The sequence below is a fragment of the Nonomuraea sp. NPDC005650 genome (assembly GCF_040605375.1).
Taxonomy (GTDB): Bacteria; Actinomycetota; Actinomycetes; order Streptosporangiales; family Streptosporangiaceae; genus Nonomuraea.
This window is the reverse complement of the sequence record NZ_JBEXCR010000029.1, coordinates 1-15203: the sequence shown is the minus strand read 5'-3', so window position 1 is coordinate 15203 and position 15203 is coordinate 1. Positions and strand designations below refer to the sequence as shown.

Here is a 15203-nt window from a genome sequence, read left to right as displayed (position 1 = left end):
GTGCGTGGTTGTGGACACAGGAACGACTCCTATGGTTATTTTTCGTAACAAAGGAATCTTGCGTGACCACGGGGAAACTATGGAAGACGGCACTTCAAAGGCACTCGGTTACTGCACGGGAACCATGGACGACCAGGTCGTCCAGTGGGACACCCGCGCCGACTGCGACGTCCGGAAGATCCTCGACCGGGTCGCCGACAAATGGTCGCTGCTGGTCATCGCCCTGCTCGACCGCCGCACGATGCGATTCTCCGAGCTGCGCCGCGCCATCGACGGCGTCAGCCAGCGCATGCTCACCGTCACGCTGCGCCAGCTTGAGCGCGACGGGCTCGTGAGCCGCACCGTCTATCCGGTGGTGCCGCCGCGGGTGGAGTACGAGCTGACCGCGCTCGGCTTCTCGCTGCACGAGGTGATCAAGTCGCTGGTCGTCTGGACCGAGGAGCACCAGCGGGAGATCTCCGACGCCCGCACCGTGTACGACGAGCGGACGGCCGAGGAGGAGCGCCTGCTCCAGGCCCCCATGGCGCGCTGACCCCGCCCTGACCCCGCGCCGATCCCGCGCCGATCCCGCGCTGACCCCGCGCCGATCCCGCGCTGACCCCGCGCTGATCCCGCGCGGGCCTACGCCTCGGGGCCGAAGACTCCGGGATGGGGCCCGCCTGCGCCCAGCTCGGGATCGAGCCCTTTCCACAGCGCCCGCAGGATGTCGTGCAGCTGGGTCACCTGCTCCTCGCTGAGCGGGTCGAACAGGCGGCCGCGCACCTCCTCCACGTGCGCGGGCGCCGCCTGCGCCAGCGCGGCGAAGCCGTCGTCGGTCAGCTCCGCCACGGTGACCCGCCGGTTGTCCGGGTGCGGCGACCGCCGCACCCAGCCGCGCTCCTCCAGCCGCGCCACCGCGTGGGACAGGCGGCTGAGCGAGGAGTAGACCTGCGCGGCCAGGTCGGTCATCGACATGCGCCGCCCGGGGACCTCCGAGAGCGTCGCCAAGATCATGTAGTACGTGTACGGCATCCCGGCGTCGCGCTGCAGCTGCCGGTCGAGGGCGTCGCCGAGCAGCCGGGTCGTCCACAGGTACGCCCGCCAGGTCCGCTGCTCGCCGTCGTCGAGCCATCGTGTCTCCACGTCGCACATCCTAGCTTGAACTCTCAACCTTTGACGTGTAGCGTCCACACTTGAACGCTCAACCTTCAAGGAGAACTCATGAAAATCGGCGACTTCGAAGTGGGCAGCATCGGTTTCGGCGCCATGCGACTGTCCGCGGACGGCACGATCTGGCAGGCGCCCGCCGACCGCTCCGGCGCGCTGGCCGTCCTGCGGCGCGCGGTGGAGCTGGGCGTGAAGCACATCGACACCTCCGACGCCTACGCGCTGGGCGCGAACGAGGAGCTCATCGCCGAGGCCCTGCACCCGTACGCCGGCGACGTCATGATCGCCACCAAGGGCGGCGTGTCCCGGCCGAGCGTCGAGGAGTGGATTCCGCTGGGGCGGCCCGAATACCTGCGCCAGCAGGCCGAGCTGAGCCTGCGCCGGCTGCGCCGCGACGTGATCGACCTGTACTACCTGCACCGCGTCGACCCCCTGGTCCCGTTCGCCGACCAGCTCGGCGCCCTGGCGCGGCTGCGGGAGGAGGGCAAGATCCGCCACATCGGCCTGTCCGAGGTGACATCCGGGCAGCTGGAGGAGGCCCTCGGGATCGCGCCCGTCGCCGCCGTGCAGAACCTCTACAACCTCACCGACCGCACCCACGAGGAGGTCGTGGACCTCACCGCCAAGCACGGCATCGCGTTCGTCCCGTTCTTCCCGATCGCCGTCGGCGACCACGCGAAGGACGGCGGCCCCGTGGCCACCGTGGCCGCCGAGATCGGGGCGACCCCCGCCCAGACCGCCCTGGCCTGGCTGCTGCACCGCTCGCCGACCATGCTCCCCATCCCCGGGACGACCTCCGTGGCCCATCTGGCGGAGAACGTCGCGGCAGCGGGTCTCCGGCTCACCGGCGAGCAGTTCGCCCGGCTGGACCAGGCGGCCCGGCCTTGACGACTATGGGGCCGGTTTGACGGTCTTCATCGTGAAGTGCGAGGTGACGTTCCTGATCCGCGGGATGGTCATCACGTACTGGCTGAGGAAGGTCTCGTAGGCGGCCAGATCGGCGACGGCCACCCGGACGAAGTAGTCGGGGCTGCCGAACAGCCGCCGCAGCTCGATGACCTCCTCGGCCCGCGCCAGGGCCTGCTCGAAGCGCTCGACGGTCTCCGCGTCCTGGGCGTCGAGGGTGAGGTCGAGCAGGACCTCGAACGAGCGGCCCACGGCGGCGGGATCGACGACCGCCCGGTAACCGCGGATGACGCCCTCGGCCTCCAGCCGCTGGACGCGCCGCAGGCACGGCCCGGGGGTGAGCCCGACGCGCTGGGCCAGCTCCACGTTCGTCAGCCGCCCGTCCCGCTCCAACTCTGCGATGATTGCCCGATCTGTCGCATCCATGAGAGAAGATTGCACTATCGACTGTTCGATGCGCAATTTTCGCAACCACATGTCGCGCGTTCTGCGAGACCATGGAGGGGTGCAAGATGTAGTTCAGCCGCAGCTGACCGCTCCACCCCTGACCACCCGGAAAGAGCAGATCGTCGCGGGGGTACGCGACTCCTTCTCCGCGGGGCTGGGGATCTTCCCGCTGGGGATCGCCCTGGGCCTGCTGGTCATCCAGGCCGGGCTTTCGTGGTGGCTGGCCCCCGCCCTGTCGTTGGCCGCGTTCGCCGGCTCGCTCGAGCTGCTGCTGGTGGGCATGATGGCCACCGTGACGCCGCTCGCCGCCGTCGCGCTGACCGTCTTCGTGGTCAACTTCCGGCACGTGTTCTACGCCTTCTCCTTCCCGCTCCACCTGGTCAGGAACCCGCTGGCGAAGGCGTACGCCGTCTACGCGATGATCGACGAGGCCTACGCCGTCAACGCCTCGCTGCCCGCCGCGGAGCGCTCGGCGCCCCGGCTGCTGGCGATGCAGATCGCCTGCCAGACCTATTGGGTCGGCGGCGGGCTGGTCGGCGTGGCCATCGGCACGGCGCTGCCCGCGCCGGTCAAGGGCCTGGAGTTCGCCCTGTGCGCCCTGTTCACCGTGCTCACCCTGGACGCGTTCCGCTCGCGCCGCGAGATCCCCTCGATGCTGCTCGCGGGGGTGAGTGTGGCCGTCGCGCTGGTGCTCACCCCGGGCGTGGCCATGTTCACCGCGCTGCTGCTGTTCGTCGTGCTCCTGCTGGCCCGGCACGCGCTCACCGCCCGCCGAACCGCCCGCCTAGTCGCCCCCAGCGCCGCCCACCGAGCTACCAGTGCCGCGCCCAGCGCCGCTCACAGTGCCACCCACAGCGCCGCCCCGGAGGCCGCCGATGCCTAGTACCGCCTACCTCGTCGCCGTCCTCGCGATCGTCTTCGGCATCACCCTCGCGCTGCGCGCCATCCCCTTCGCGGTGCTGCGCACGCTGCGTACCTCGGCGATCGTGCGGCAGCTGTCGGTGTGGATGCCGGTCGGCATCCTCGCGATCCTCGCGGTGACCGCCCTGCACGGCACCGTAACCGCCGAGCCACGCGCGACGCTGTACGCGCTGCTCGCGGTGGCCGTCACCGCGGGCGTCCACCTCGCCTTCGGCCGCCGTACGATCCTGAGCGTCGGGATCGGCACCGCGCTCTACGTCGCCCTCGTCAACGTCATCCCGTAACGGGCCCCCTCAACCCGCAGTGCTCGAAGCCGTGACGACGGCGTCCAGCGCCCCGCGAGGGGCTGCCTCGCGGGGCGACGGGTGGCTCCGATCCGGCCGACGGACGTCCTACCCCTCGTCGTCATCCGGCGGGACCGGGGCGGGCGGGATGGCGGCCGGCGCTTGCGCCACCGCGGTCGATGGGGCCGAAGACGGAATGGAGAGCGCAACCGGACCGACGAGCACGGATGTCGCCATGATGGCGGCGACGAGCAGGCGTTCGATCATCAGAGATCACTCCGTGACGTGATGAGCGCCCAGCTGATGCGGGCTGACGGAGCGTCGACCTGGGCTCCCGGGAAACGGCCAGTACGGCGCATGAAGCACTTTCAACGGTAACCGGGGCCGCCTTCGGCGTCTCCCGGCAAGAGGCAAAGCCTTCCCAAGGCCGCGCACGCGCGCGATCCCGGCCGTGGCCGGGATCGCGGACGCGTGCTCAGGGGGCTTCTTCGAGGAACCGTACGAGCTCCTTGCGCTCGTTCTTGCCGTTGAGCGTGAGCGGGAAGAAGGGCAGGACGCGGCAGACCGCGGGCACCTTCGCGGCCTCCAGGCGGAGCGCCAGCTCGCGCAGGACGGCGTGGGGGGCGAGGTCGCCCTCGACGATGATCGCGAGATCGTGCCGTTCGCCCGGAGGCAGCACGGCGGCGGCCCGGACGCCCGGGATGTCCATCGCGGCGGCCTCGATCTCGATGGTGCTCATCCGGGTGCCCTTGCGCTTGAACATGTCGTCGCGCCGGCCCTCGAAGTAGAGGTAGCCGTCCTCGTCGAGGAAGCCGTAGTCGCCGGTGTGCAGGCGGGTCTCGCCGGTGGCCTCGTCGCGGCGGTAGACGCGGGCGGTCAGGTCGGGCGCGCGCCAGTATCCGGCCATCACGTTGGGCCCGGCCACCACGATCTCCCCAGTCTCACCGGCGGGCAGCGGCGAGCCGTCGTCGCCGAGGATCAGCACGCGGGTGCCGGGCAGGGGGCGGCCGACCGAGTCCGGGCGTTCCCGGTCCAGCTCGGGCTCCATGATGGTGACCCGTTTGCACTCGGTGACCCCGTACATCCGCACCACCCGGGCGCCCGGGAAGCACTCGCGCAAGCCCTCGATGGTCGAGGCCGGCAGCGCGGCGCCGGTGCTGGTGAACATCCGCACGGTGGGCACGGAGCCGGGGGCCCGCCGGCCCAGGGTCGTGAGCATGGCGCCGAGCGAGGGGACCATCGGCACGACGGTCGCGGCGCACTCCTGGAGCCGGCCCAGCAGCGCCAGGTCGGACCCTTCGTCCGCCATGACCAGCTCCGCGTGGCCGAGAGCGGACAGGAAGATCTGGTAGAGGCCGTAGTCGAAGGACATGGGCGACCGGCAGAAGACGACGTCCCCGGGGCGATATCCGAGCACGGCGTTGATGGCCGACGCCGCGAACGTCACCTGCGCGTGCGGGCCCACCACCGCCTTGGGCGCCGCCGTGCTGCCCGAGGTGTACATGAGGACCGCCACGTCCTCCGGCCGGACCTCGGCCGGCCCGCCGGGGACCGGGCGCCCGGCGAACGCCTCCACTTCCTTCCAGAGATCGTCGATCGCGTACACGGGCACGTCGGCGGTCTCCCGCAACGCCTCGCCCGCCCCGATGACCAGCCTGGGCTCGGAGTCCTCCAGGACCGACCGCAGGTGGTAGGCCTTCATCCCGGGGTTCAGCGGCACGAAGGCGACGCCGTGGCGGGACGCGCCGTAGAGGATGGGGACGATCTCCCGCAGGTTGGGCAACTGCACGATGATGCGGTCACCCGGTTCGACGCCCGTGGCCGCCAGCCAGGCGGCGAAGGCGTGGCTGAGCTCGACGACCCGCCGGTAGCTCCAGCCGCCGCGCGCGTCGCGCACCGCGGTTCCGTACGGATTCATCGCCGCCGCGTCGTCCAGCAGTTCGTGGATGAGCCGCGGCCGCGGAGCATGCGTCATGGAATTCAACCCGTTCAATATGAGCCTCCCGCCTCAAGCCGGGGAAAGGAATTTCTCCGGCAGCCGGGACGCATGCGCGTGCAACCGGAAGCCGGCCAGACCGATTCCGAAACTACGCTCGGGCCCCGGCGAGCTGACCCCCTACTGCACCCCTATCCGGGGGGTCGCGGGCCGCGTAGGCCCCCCAGACCCGACAGGGGTCCGCCGTCCGGCGCGGCCGCGACGGCGCGCGTCCGTGCCACGACCAGGGCGGCCGACGGACATGCCAAGATCATCATACCGGCGCGGCCAACTCGCGCCATAGATGATCTTGGAATTCTGTGCAATGTTTACAACCCCGGGGGCGGGAGGACTCTCCAACCTGCGAGGGTCCCCGGGGATTCCACCCGCGGCCGGGCCGCGCGAGGCATGACGGAGATGGATTACCGCCGTCCGATTTGGTACGTTCCAGAAAACGGCCGCCCGAAAATGGCCGGGCTTCATCGGCCCAGTTGAGCACCGTTGCGTGCGAAGAATCACGCGGCCCCTCGTTTACGACTATTGACATTCCGGTCTACAGTGATCGATGGCTGCCCGGACCCACGCCGTCAAGGCGGCCTTTCCTTGACTCGGCCCGGCGCATAACATTACCGTGACGGTTTGGCGCCCGTTTGTGATTCGGTCGGGGTGCAAGGCCCGCCGCACGGTGTGTTTTCCCAGCACATCGGCGGCGTCAGCCGCTCACTACGCATGATGGAGACGTGGCCGCACATGGTACAGGAATTCACGGACGCGGGCGAGGGCGGGAAAGACGCCGCCGCACTCAACGTTTATTGGATTGTCAGTCCGGTGACACCTGAGCGCAACCATGAAATCGCAGTGAACCGCGGAAAACCCGTCTCCGCGTCACCGCGCCTGCTTTCCCTGCCGGACGGCGACCCCGCCGGAGTGCGTTCCGCCGTCCGGTTGTAGCGTTGCCACGGGGCCATCGATTTCAAAGGGGGCAGGGAATTCTTTCCGTTCTCATCCGTGGCGACCGCCCACCGGTGGCCGCCCCCCAGAGACAGGACCACCGCCTCGGCCCGGCCGCCGGCGGTGGCGGCCGTGTGCTGCGCGCAGACCGCTTCCCGCAAGCCGCGGACCGCGCGCCAGGCGCCGGCCGATCTTTCCGGAATCCGCGGTCCCGCCTCGGCAGGGCCGCGGCCGTACCGCGTGACTCGAGTGCGAGCACCACGTCGCACCGCGGACGTCCGTCGCCCGGACCCGGCGGGCGGGTCAGGAGAGGATCCGCCCAGAAGCGGCCGGTGACGCCTTCACCGCCCGCGGGCGAGAGGGGCCGGGCGCCTTCCACGCGACGCCGAAAACCTCGGCTGAAACGTAACGAAGTCGGTAATCGAGGAACCCTGGACTGCTCCCGGTCGGACCGTCCGTTTGCTAATTGAACTTCCTCTAGGACCAAACAGGTGAAGGAGAGTCGATGCAGTTCGCCGAACGCGAATCAGAAATCACCCTCCTCAATACCATGCTTGCGGAGAGTGAGCATGGCTGGGGAAGAATTGCGATGATAACCGGCCCGCCCGGATTCGACAAGAGCCGGGTGCTGCATGCCTTCGCCGACTCCGCGGTGAAGTCGGGCGCCACGCATCTGAGCGCGATCTGCTTACGCAACGAGCAGAACATCTCACTGGGCGTCATCCATCAGGTTTCGCAGAGCCTGAGTGCCGCACTGGGCGAGATGCCACCCGCGTTGAAGTTGCTGCAGGAGGCCGTATTCAACGCGGGGCCGCGGGGGATCCGGCCGGAGGACCTCAATTGGATCGGCGTCACCCACGGCCTGTGGGAGATCATCACCAACCACGCGCGGCACGGCGCGGTATTGATAACGATCGAGGACGTGCAATACGCGGATTCGGTGTCGCTGGACATTCTCCTGCATTTCATAAACCGGCTCCATTCCGCGAACGTCTTCATGGTGTTCACGGTGAACGAGGGCCCGGACGGGGTGCCGCTCAGGATTCAGAGCGACCTGATGCACCATGCGCAGTGCCGCCGCATCAAGGTGGCCCCCTACTCGTCGAGCACCATTTCCCGGATAGCGCAGGTTCGCCTCGGGACCGCGCCCGACGACCCGCTGGCGGACGCGATCCACGAGGTCAGCGGCGGAAACGCCCTCCTCGTGCGCTCGCTGATCGAGGACCGGCAGAACGCGGGCGCCGAAGCGCAGGGCCTGGTCGTCGACGACGGGTTCTCCGGGTCCGTCCGCACGCTGCTGAACCGCATCGGCAGCACTCCCCTGCGGATCCTGCGCGCGGCCGCGGTGCTGGACGCGTCGGCCTCTCCCCCGCTGCTGGCCGAGATGCTGCACATCAAGCAGCTGGCCGTGGTCCGCACCCTGGAATGGCTGGCGGAGATCGGCCTCCTGGGCGTGGACGGCTTCCGCCACCCCGCCGCCAGGGAGGCCGTCCTCGACTCCATGGAACCGGACACCCTCAAAGAGCTTTACGGACGCGCCGCGCAGTTGCTGCACGCGACCGGCGTACAGCCCACCGTGATCGCCGACCACCTCGTCGCCGCCAGCACGAAGCACGAGCCCTGGGCCCTGGACGTGCTGCGGGAGGCCGCCGACCAGGCGCTGGCCACCGACGAGTACGAGCTCGCCGTGCGGTATCTGCGGTACGCGGCGGACCTGTGCTCCGGCCCCGACGAGCGGATCCAGGTCACCCTGGCGCTGGCCAAAGCCACCTGGCGGGTCAACCCCTCAACCGCCACCATGTACCTCCCCCTACTCGTGCAGGCCGCGCGGGACGGCCGGCTGCCCGCCAGGGACGTGCACTGGCTGCTCACGTGCATGCTCTGGCACGGCCAGTACGACGAGGCCGGGGAGCTGTTCGCGCTGCTGGAGCAGGCGGAGCAGGGCGACGGCCAGGAGGGCGCGGAAGCCTCCGCGTGGCGGCTCGCGGCCGACCACTGGCTGGCCAGCACGCACCCCCCGGCCCTGCACCGGTTACGGGGAACGTACAAGCCCTCCTCCCTACGCGAGGGCAGCGAGCGGCATCCGGCCCACTCGTACGCGCGCACGATCTCCGCGCTGGCCGCCAACCTGCGCAACGGCGAGACCGAGGCGGCGCTGCGGACGGCGGAGAAGGTCCTGCACTCGATCCAGCTCGAAGGCTGCAACATCGAGCTGGTCGAGGCGGCCCTGTTCTGCTTCATCTATTCGGACCGCACGCAGGAGGCGGCCTCTCTCGTCGAGAACCTGTGCGCGGTGGCCGAGCGGCGCTCCTCGCCCACGTGGCTGAGCGTGCTCGCGGCCTTCCGCGCGCACATCGCCGAGCTCAGGGGCGAGATGATGGAAGCCGTCGAGTACGGCGAGCTCTCCCTGCGCACCCTCCCCCCGAGGAGCCTGGGCATGTTCGCGGCGCTGCCGCTGGCCAGCCTCATCGAGGCCCACACCGAGATGGGCCAGTACCAGGAGGCCGAGCAGTACCTGCGCCACCCCCTGCCGGAGACCGTGTACCAGACCCGGTACGGGCTGCACTACCTGTTCGCGCGAGGCCACTACCGGGTGGCGGTCGGCCAGGCGCACGCCGGCCTCAGCGACATCCTGAAGTGCGGGACGCTGATGCGGTCGTGGGAGATCGACACGCCGCTGCTCATCCCCTGGCGCCTGGGCGCGGCGGGCGTCTCGGTCGTGCTGAAGAACAACGCCCGCGCCCGGAAGTACCTGGAGCTGCACCACGCCCTGCCGCACGGCCACAGTCTCCGGATCCGGGGGTTCGCGCTCATGGTGCTCGCCTCCGCCGAGGAGGTCGGCCGCCGGCCGCCGCTGCTGCGCAAGGCCGTCGACATGCTCCAGGAGTCCGGCCACAAGATGGAGCTGGCGCACGCGCTGGCCCGGCTCAGTCACTCCCTCGCCGCCCTGGGCGAGACCGACAAGGCCCGGCTCATCGGCCAGCAGGCGGACCGCGTCGGTCAGCGCTGTCATGCCGAGCCCCTGCGCAGGTCGGTGGCGCACGCGTTCGAGAGCGACTTCGGCGCGATCGCCGCGGGCAACGATCAGAACGCCCTGAGCCCCGCCGAGTACCGGGTCGCCTCCATGGCGGCGCTGGGCTACACGAACCGGGAGATCGCGACGAGAGCGCACATCACCATCAGCACGGTGGAGCAGCACCTGACGCGCATCTACCGCAAGCTCGGCGTGAACGGCCGGAACGACCTTCCGCGCCTGTTCTCGTCGAAGGAGCTCGGCACCACGAGTGGGGGCGTGCTCGTCGCGGAGGATCCTCGTCACCTTCCCGGCTCGGCGTCCGTACCCGGTTGACGGTTCGCGCTACGCGGCATCCGGGACCTCCGGGCCGGGCTCGTCCGGCTTGCGGACAACGAAGATCGCCCAGCCGACCTCTCCATGGTCGATCGCGATCTGCACTTCTTCGCACGACGAGGAGAAGGCGAGCATCTTGTCCCGGGACTCGGCGTCGGCCATCTGCTCGGCGCGCGTCCGGGCCGCCTCCGCGTTCCCCTCGAACGTCCGGCGGAGGAATCCGGTCACGTTGAAGACCGAATCGATTTCGAAGCCGGCCTCCTCCAGCGCGGAATGGTATTTCAGCAGCGTGTACCCGTTGTTCCAGCCGAACTTGTCGTAGACCTCGGTGCGGGTGCGCGCGCTGATCCATTTCCGGGGCTGGTAGAAATCGCTGAAGGCGAAGACGCCCCCCTTTCGCAGCACGCGGCGGATCTCCGAATAGCTGTGGAGTTTGTCCGGCACCTTGTGCAGCGCGCCGTGGCTGACGACGTGGGTGAAACTCCCGGGCTCGTACGGGAGCCGCGTCACCGACGCCCGCCGGAACCCGATGTCGATCCGGTGTATCTGGTTCGTGCACAGGTCCTGGGCGAACCTGACGTACTCCGCGCTCTCGAAGATCCCCTCGCCGCGGCAGCCGAACCACTTGGCGAGGTAGATGAGCAGGCACTCGCAGTCGTCGCCCACCTCTAGCACCGTGCACGAACCGTTGATCCCCGCCTTGGCGGCGAGAAAGGCGGCCGTCTGCTCGACGGTCGTCCGGTAGTCGTCCCGGGCATTCTCCCGGAAGTCGTCGGCCGGGGTGCCGGTTTCATGTACCAAGCCATAGCCCTTGAAATTCAAAAAGGTATGGCTGCTCTGGTCGTACATGTCTCCGACTTCCCTCCGACAATAAGGGTGGCCCGCGGTCGGGGCAGCGCACCGATTGCCTGCCGACGCGAACGCACCGAGGATCAATCGCGTTCGTCTCGCGAAGACTCTTGTCTATACTTCGAAGAGTGCCCGGATTCTCTCATGTACTCAATGGTGCTATCCCCCCTTTTTCTGATCCGGTCTTCCCGCCCACTCGGGCGCCCCGGTTTACCAATTTCGTTTTGTCCGTTGCGTCCGGATGTCAGGAAGGATTCTGCGAGTCACGAAGGTTGATGAACGCGAGAATCCCCATGACCAGCATGATCCCCGCGCCCGCGAGCGAGGCGACCTGCATGCCGTCGACGTACGCCTCGCGCGCCACGGCGGCCAGGGCCGCGCCCACCGCCTGCGGGAGCTCGCCGGCGACCGAGATGGCGCCGCCGATGGTCTCGTTCGCCAGCGCGGCGGCATCACGCGGCACCTCAGGCGGCAGATCCCCGGCGAGGGTGCCGCGGTAGACGGCCACCCCTATGCTGCCGAGAATGGCCGCCCCGAGCGCCTGCCCGAACTCGGTGGAGGACTCGAACAGCCCCGAGGCGGATCCCGCCTTCTCGGGCGGCGCCGTGGCCACCACCATGCTCGACGCCAGCGCCTGCACCGACCCGATCCCCCAGCCCAGCAGGAACAGCCCGCCGAACAGCAACGGCAGATTGACGTCCGTGCCCAGCTGCGAGATCAGCAGGAAGCCGACGGCCCCGAAGACCATGCCGGAGCCCATGATGTAGCCGGGCCGGACCCACTTGGTGAGCACCGCCCCGAGCACCGAGCCCGCCGCCGAGCTGACGGCCGTCGGCACGGTCATCAGGCCGGCCACGATCGGCCGCATCTCGAGCACCGACATCAGATATTGCGTGATGAAATAGAACGTCCCGACCAGGGCGAACACCGCGAGGGTGGCGGTGATCAGGGACACGGTGAACGCCTGGCGGCGAAAGAGCGCCAGGTCGAGCATGGGGTCGGGCAGCTTCCGCTGCCGCTGCAGGAACAGGGTCAGGAACAGCAGCCCGATCGCGGCGGCGAGCCACATCGCCGGTGACAGGTCCTGCTCGGCGATCAGCTTCACCGCGTAGACCATCGGCAGGGCGGCGAGGAGGACGAGCAGCGCGCTGAGGATGTCGAACTTGCCGGGATTGGGATCTCGGTACTCCGGCAGAAGCGGGCCGAGCAGCAGCAACAGGATCATGATCGGGACGCTGATCAGGAAGACCGCCCCCCACCAGAACATCTCCAGCAGCCACCCGCCGACGATCGGCCCGGCCACGCTGCCAAGAGTGAAGACCGCCGCCCAGATGGCGATGGCCATCTGGAGCTGGCGGGCATCGGTGAACAGGACCCGGATGAGGGCGAGCGTCGGCGGCATCAGCGTCGCCGCCGCGGCTCCCTGCAGGCCACGCGCCACGATGAGCAACTCGGTGGTGGGGGCGTACGCCGCAATGGCCGACGTGAGGCCGAACACCACCGCGCCCACCAGGAGCAACCGCCTGCGGCCGATCCGGTCACCCAGATTGCCCATCGGGATGAGAAGCCCGGCCAACAGGAAGGCATAGATGTCAACGATCCACAGTTGCTGCGTGCCGCTCGGTTCCAGCTCGGCGGTCAGAGACGGGAGCGCGAAGAACAGCACCGTCACCGTGATGGAGATGAGCAGCACGGGCAACATGAGGATCGCCAGACCGGTCCATTGTCTCCACCCCGCTTTGGCGCCGCTTTCAGCGATAGCCATTCACACCCCTCTCATACTGTGTACGTAACACTTACAGTACACCATATGTCATCACACAGAAGGACCTCGTCAAGCAAATGTTTACAGGTTCCCCTACATTCCCCCTACATCCCCCCTGCTCGCGGATATCGCCTGATCGGCGACCTCGATTGAAGAATATTTTCGTCACAAGAGCCCACCTTTCTTTTCGTCACATTTAGAGCGTGATATAATTTCATCACAATGGAAGATCGTGACGAAAATAAGCTGCCATGCTGACGTGTGTACAGTGCGGGAAGGAGCTGACGGCCCCCTCCCGCGGGCGCAGGCCCCTCTACTGCTCGCGCTCGTGCCAGGCGCGCGCCTACCGGGCCCGCCTCGAGTCGCGGACCGGCCAGGAAGCCTGGCGGGAGAAGAAGGGCGACCGGCCTCCACCTCCCCCTCCGGCGCGTCCTGCCCCCGGCGGGCGTGCCACGCGTGAGGATCCCCATCGGACCGACGCCGGCCTCTCCCGGGAGCGGATCGTGTGGACCGCCATCCGGATCGCCAACGCCGACGGTCTGGAGAGCATGTCCATGCGGCACGTCGCCAACGTGCTCGGGGTCAAGGTGATGTCGCTGTACAACTACATCGACGGAAAGGACGAGCTGATCGACCTGATGGTCGAGGCCGTGTTCAGCGAAGGCGGGGACGCCGAACCCCGGGACCCACGAGGCTGGCGGGCCGAGCTCGAGGCCGCGGCCCGGTGGGAGTGGGCGCTGTACTCGACGTACCCCTGGGTCCTGGAGGTCATCGCGACGGTCCAGCCGCCGCTCGTCCCCAGCCTCCTCGCCCGCTTCGAACGCGGCCTGGGCGCGTTCGACGGCCTGGGTCTGGACCCCGTCACGACCCACCGGATCTATCTCGGCGTGAGCGGCATCGCCCAGGGGCTGGCCCTGCTCCGGGTGAGCGAGATCGCCTCCGAACGGCGCGGCGGCGGGATCTCGCTGAGCCAGTGGCGATCCGTGAAGGTGCCCGCGGTGCTGGAGGAGCTGGGCACCGACAGGTATCCGCGCCAGGCCGCGCTCCGCAACAGCCCGGAGGTCATCGCGGACCTGGAGGAGATCTTCGAGTTCAGCCTGCAGCGTCTCCTCGACGGCATCGCACGGTTCCTGGAGGGGGAGACGGGGCGGTCCCCGTCTCCCCCTCGGCTGTGGCCCCGCTCGGGTCCGCCCCTGACCGAGGATCACTGACCTTGCCGCCCCCGTCCGACTCGGTCTCGGCATCTGCGTCGTTCGCCGCTCACGCGCCGTTCGAACGCCCGTCGGACGGCTTCAGCCATTCCTCCACGGCCTGTGCGATGGCCGCCGACTCGCCCTCCATCATCGTGAGGTGGTCGCCGCGGACCTCGCACAGGTCGTGCCGCAGGTGCCAGGAGGCCCGCCAGTTCCCGTCCCGCGACCTCTCCCCGTCGGGGCCGGAGGGCAGGGGGGTGTCCGGCCGCAGGAAGAGGACGGGGGCCTCGATCCCCTCCACCTCGGTCTCCCTGAAGAGCCGGTAGTACCGCCCCATCGCCGTCATCCGCGTGTCGCTGAAGGGGCCGTACGTCTCCGCCCGGTCGAACATCCCCTCCAGCATCTGGCCGCCGAGCTCGTCGATGACGCTGCTGTCCGGCAGGAAGGTGTCCAGCAGGACGAGCCCTGCCGGGCGTACCCCGATCCGTTCCAGGTACGTGACGGCCGCGTGCGCGAAGTTGCCCCCGCCGCAGTAGCCGACCACGACGAACGGGTCGTCGCCGGCCGTCTCCCGGATGGACTCCGCCCACATGCGCACGATGACGTCCACGTTGTCCGGAAGGCTGTCGTCCGGGGCGTAGCCCGGCACCTGGAGCGCATACAGGTCGCGCACCCCCTGGAAATGCACGGCCAGCCGCGCGAACTGCGACGCGCCGCCCAGCGCCATCGGCGTGCTGAAGCAGAACAGCTTCGGGCCCCCCGGGCCTGAGGCCAGCATCAGCGGCGGGTACGGGCGGTCCAGCTCGTCCAGCGTCCCGAACGACGGCCGGAGCCGCGCCGCGGCCTCCAGCATGTCCAGCCCGTCCTGCAGCTTCCCGGCAGGAGCCGCCGCGCGCAGCAGCGAGCTGAGCGACCCGCTCCCGTCCTGCTCCGCCGCGCCGGCCGGGGACGTCCCGCCGGCGGCGTCGATCGCGATCTCCTCGGCCAGGAACCGGGCCAGCCCCACGGCGGTGCCGTAGTCGAAGACCGCCGTCGCCGGCATCCGCACCCCCGTCGCCTTGCTCAGGACGTTGCGCAGCTCCATCGCGGTCAGCGAGTCGAACCCCGCCTCGAGGAAGTTCTGCTCCGCCCGGATCGCCTCCGGCTCGCTGTACCCGATCACCTTCGCCGCGCACTCGCGCACGATCAGCGTGAGCTCGTCGACCTGCTCGGCCGCGGACAGCCCGGCCAGGCGCCGCTGCAGCCCCGACCTGTCGTCCGGGCCGGGCCCGCCGGAGTGGGCGGCGCGGCGTGCCGGGGTGCGGACGAGTCCGCGGAGGATGGCCGGTACGCCGTCGGGGCGGTTGCTGAGGGTGTGGGTGTTGATGGGGAGGGGGAGGAGGTGGGGTTGGGGTGTGGTCAGGGCGGTGTCGAGGAG

13 protein-coding genes are annotated in these 15203 nt (G+C 69.3%); 6 read left to right on the top strand and 7 right to left on the bottom strand.

Going from position 1 to position 15203, the window contains the following annotated elements:
* Window positions 1–79: 79 nt before the first annotated feature.
* Window positions 80–532 carry a helix-turn-helix domain-containing protein gene (locus tag ABZS69_RS40995; protein WP_355381840.1) on the top strand — a complete coding sequence of 151 codons (453 nt, stop codon included), beginning with the start codon at window positions 80–82 and terminating at the stop codon, window positions 530–532.
* 89 nt (window positions 533–621) lie between these two features.
* On the opposite strand, the gene ABZS69_RS40990 is transcribed toward ABZS69_RS40995, so the two are convergent.
* On the bottom strand, window positions 622–1122 hold the full coding sequence (locus tag ABZS69_RS40990; RefSeq protein WP_355381838.1) for a MarR family transcriptional regulator: 501 nt from the start codon (window positions 1120–1122) through the stop codon (window positions 622–624).
* Between the two features lie 78 nt (window positions 1123–1200).
* On the opposite strand from ABZS69_RS40990, the gene ABZS69_RS40985 reads away from it, so the two are divergent.
* The gene (locus ABZS69_RS40985) at window positions 1201–2034 is read left to right on the top strand and encodes an aldo/keto reductase (RefSeq protein WP_355381836.1); all 834 of its coding nucleotides are present in this window, start codon (window positions 1201–1203) and stop codon (window positions 2032–2034) included.
* A 3-nt stretch (window positions 2035–2037) separates the two neighbouring features.
* Here the strand turns inward: ABZS69_RS40985 and ABZS69_RS40980 are convergent, their stop codons facing one another.
* Window positions 2038–2478 carry an Lrp/AsnC family transcriptional regulator gene (locus tag ABZS69_RS40980; protein WP_355381834.1) on the bottom strand — a complete coding sequence of 147 codons (441 nt, stop codon included), beginning with the start codon at window positions 2476–2478 and terminating at the stop codon, window positions 2038–2040.
* A 79-nt stretch (window positions 2479–2557) separates the two neighbouring features.
* On the opposite strand from ABZS69_RS40980, the gene ABZS69_RS40975 reads away from it, so the two are divergent.
* Both ABZS69_RS40975 and ABZS69_RS40970 read left to right on the top strand, forming a co-directional pair.
* The gene (locus ABZS69_RS40975; protein WP_355381832.1) at window positions 2558–3382 is read left to right on the top strand and encodes an AzlC family ABC transporter permease; all 825 of its coding nucleotides are present in this window, start codon (window positions 2558–2560) and stop codon (window positions 3380–3382) included.
* Window positions 3375–3704 carry an AzlD domain-containing protein gene (locus ABZS69_RS40970; protein ID WP_355381830.1) on the top strand — a complete coding sequence of 110 codons (330 nt, stop codon included), beginning with the start codon at window positions 3375–3377 and terminating at the stop codon, window positions 3702–3704. The genes ABZS69_RS40975 and ABZS69_RS40970 overlap by 8 nt, the downstream gene beginning before the upstream one ends.
* A 108-nt stretch (window positions 3705–3812) precedes the next feature.
* On the opposite strand, the gene ABZS69_RS40965 is transcribed toward ABZS69_RS40970, so the two are convergent.
* Both ABZS69_RS40965 and ABZS69_RS40960 read right to left on the bottom strand, forming a co-directional pair.
* Complete coding sequence (locus tag ABZS69_RS40965) at window positions 3813–3971, bottom strand: hypothetical protein (RefSeq protein WP_355381828.1); 159 nt, start codon at window positions 3969–3971, stop codon at window positions 3813–3815.
* A gap of 208 nt (window positions 3972–4179) precedes the next feature.
* Complete coding sequence (locus tag ABZS69_RS40960; RefSeq protein ID WP_355381826.1) at window positions 4180–5679, bottom strand: AMP-binding protein; 1500 nt, start codon at window positions 5677–5679, stop codon at window positions 4180–4182.
* A gap of 1456 nt (window positions 5680–7135) precedes the next feature.
* Here ABZS69_RS40960 and ABZS69_RS40955 point away from each other — a divergent pair.
* Entirely contained in the window at window positions 7136–9979 is a 2844-nt protein-coding gene (locus tag ABZS69_RS40955; protein WP_355381824.1) for an AAA family ATPase, read from the top strand.
* A 9-nt stretch (window positions 9980–9988) separates the two neighbouring features.
* On the opposite strand, the gene ABZS69_RS40950 is transcribed toward ABZS69_RS40955, so the two are convergent.
* Together ABZS69_RS40950 and ABZS69_RS40945 are read right to left on the bottom strand one after the other, a co-directional pair.
* Complete coding sequence (locus ABZS69_RS40950; protein ID WP_355381822.1) at window positions 9989–10828, bottom strand: class I SAM-dependent methyltransferase; 840 nt, start codon at window positions 10826–10828, stop codon at window positions 9989–9991.
* A 244-nt stretch (window positions 10829–11072) separates the two neighbouring features.
* Window positions 11073–12593 carry an MFS transporter gene (locus ABZS69_RS40945; RefSeq protein ID WP_355381820.1) on the bottom strand — a complete coding sequence of 507 codons (1521 nt, stop codon included), beginning with the start codon at window positions 12591–12593 and terminating at the stop codon, window positions 11073–11075.
* A 251-nt stretch (window positions 12594–12844) separates the two neighbouring features.
* Between ABZS69_RS40945 and ABZS69_RS40940 the strand changes: the two genes are divergently transcribed.
* On the top strand, window positions 12845–13804 hold the full coding sequence (locus tag ABZS69_RS40940) for a TetR/AcrR family transcriptional regulator C-terminal domain-containing protein (protein ID WP_355381818.1): 960 nt from the start codon (window positions 12845–12847) through the stop codon (window positions 13802–13804).
* A gap of 49 nt (window positions 13805–13853) precedes the next feature.
* On the opposite strand, the gene ABZS69_RS40935 is transcribed toward ABZS69_RS40940, so the two are convergent.
* A partial coding sequence (locus ABZS69_RS40935) for a thioesterase domain-containing protein (protein WP_355381816.1) occupies window positions 13854–15203 on the bottom strand: 1350 nt, incomplete at its 5' end.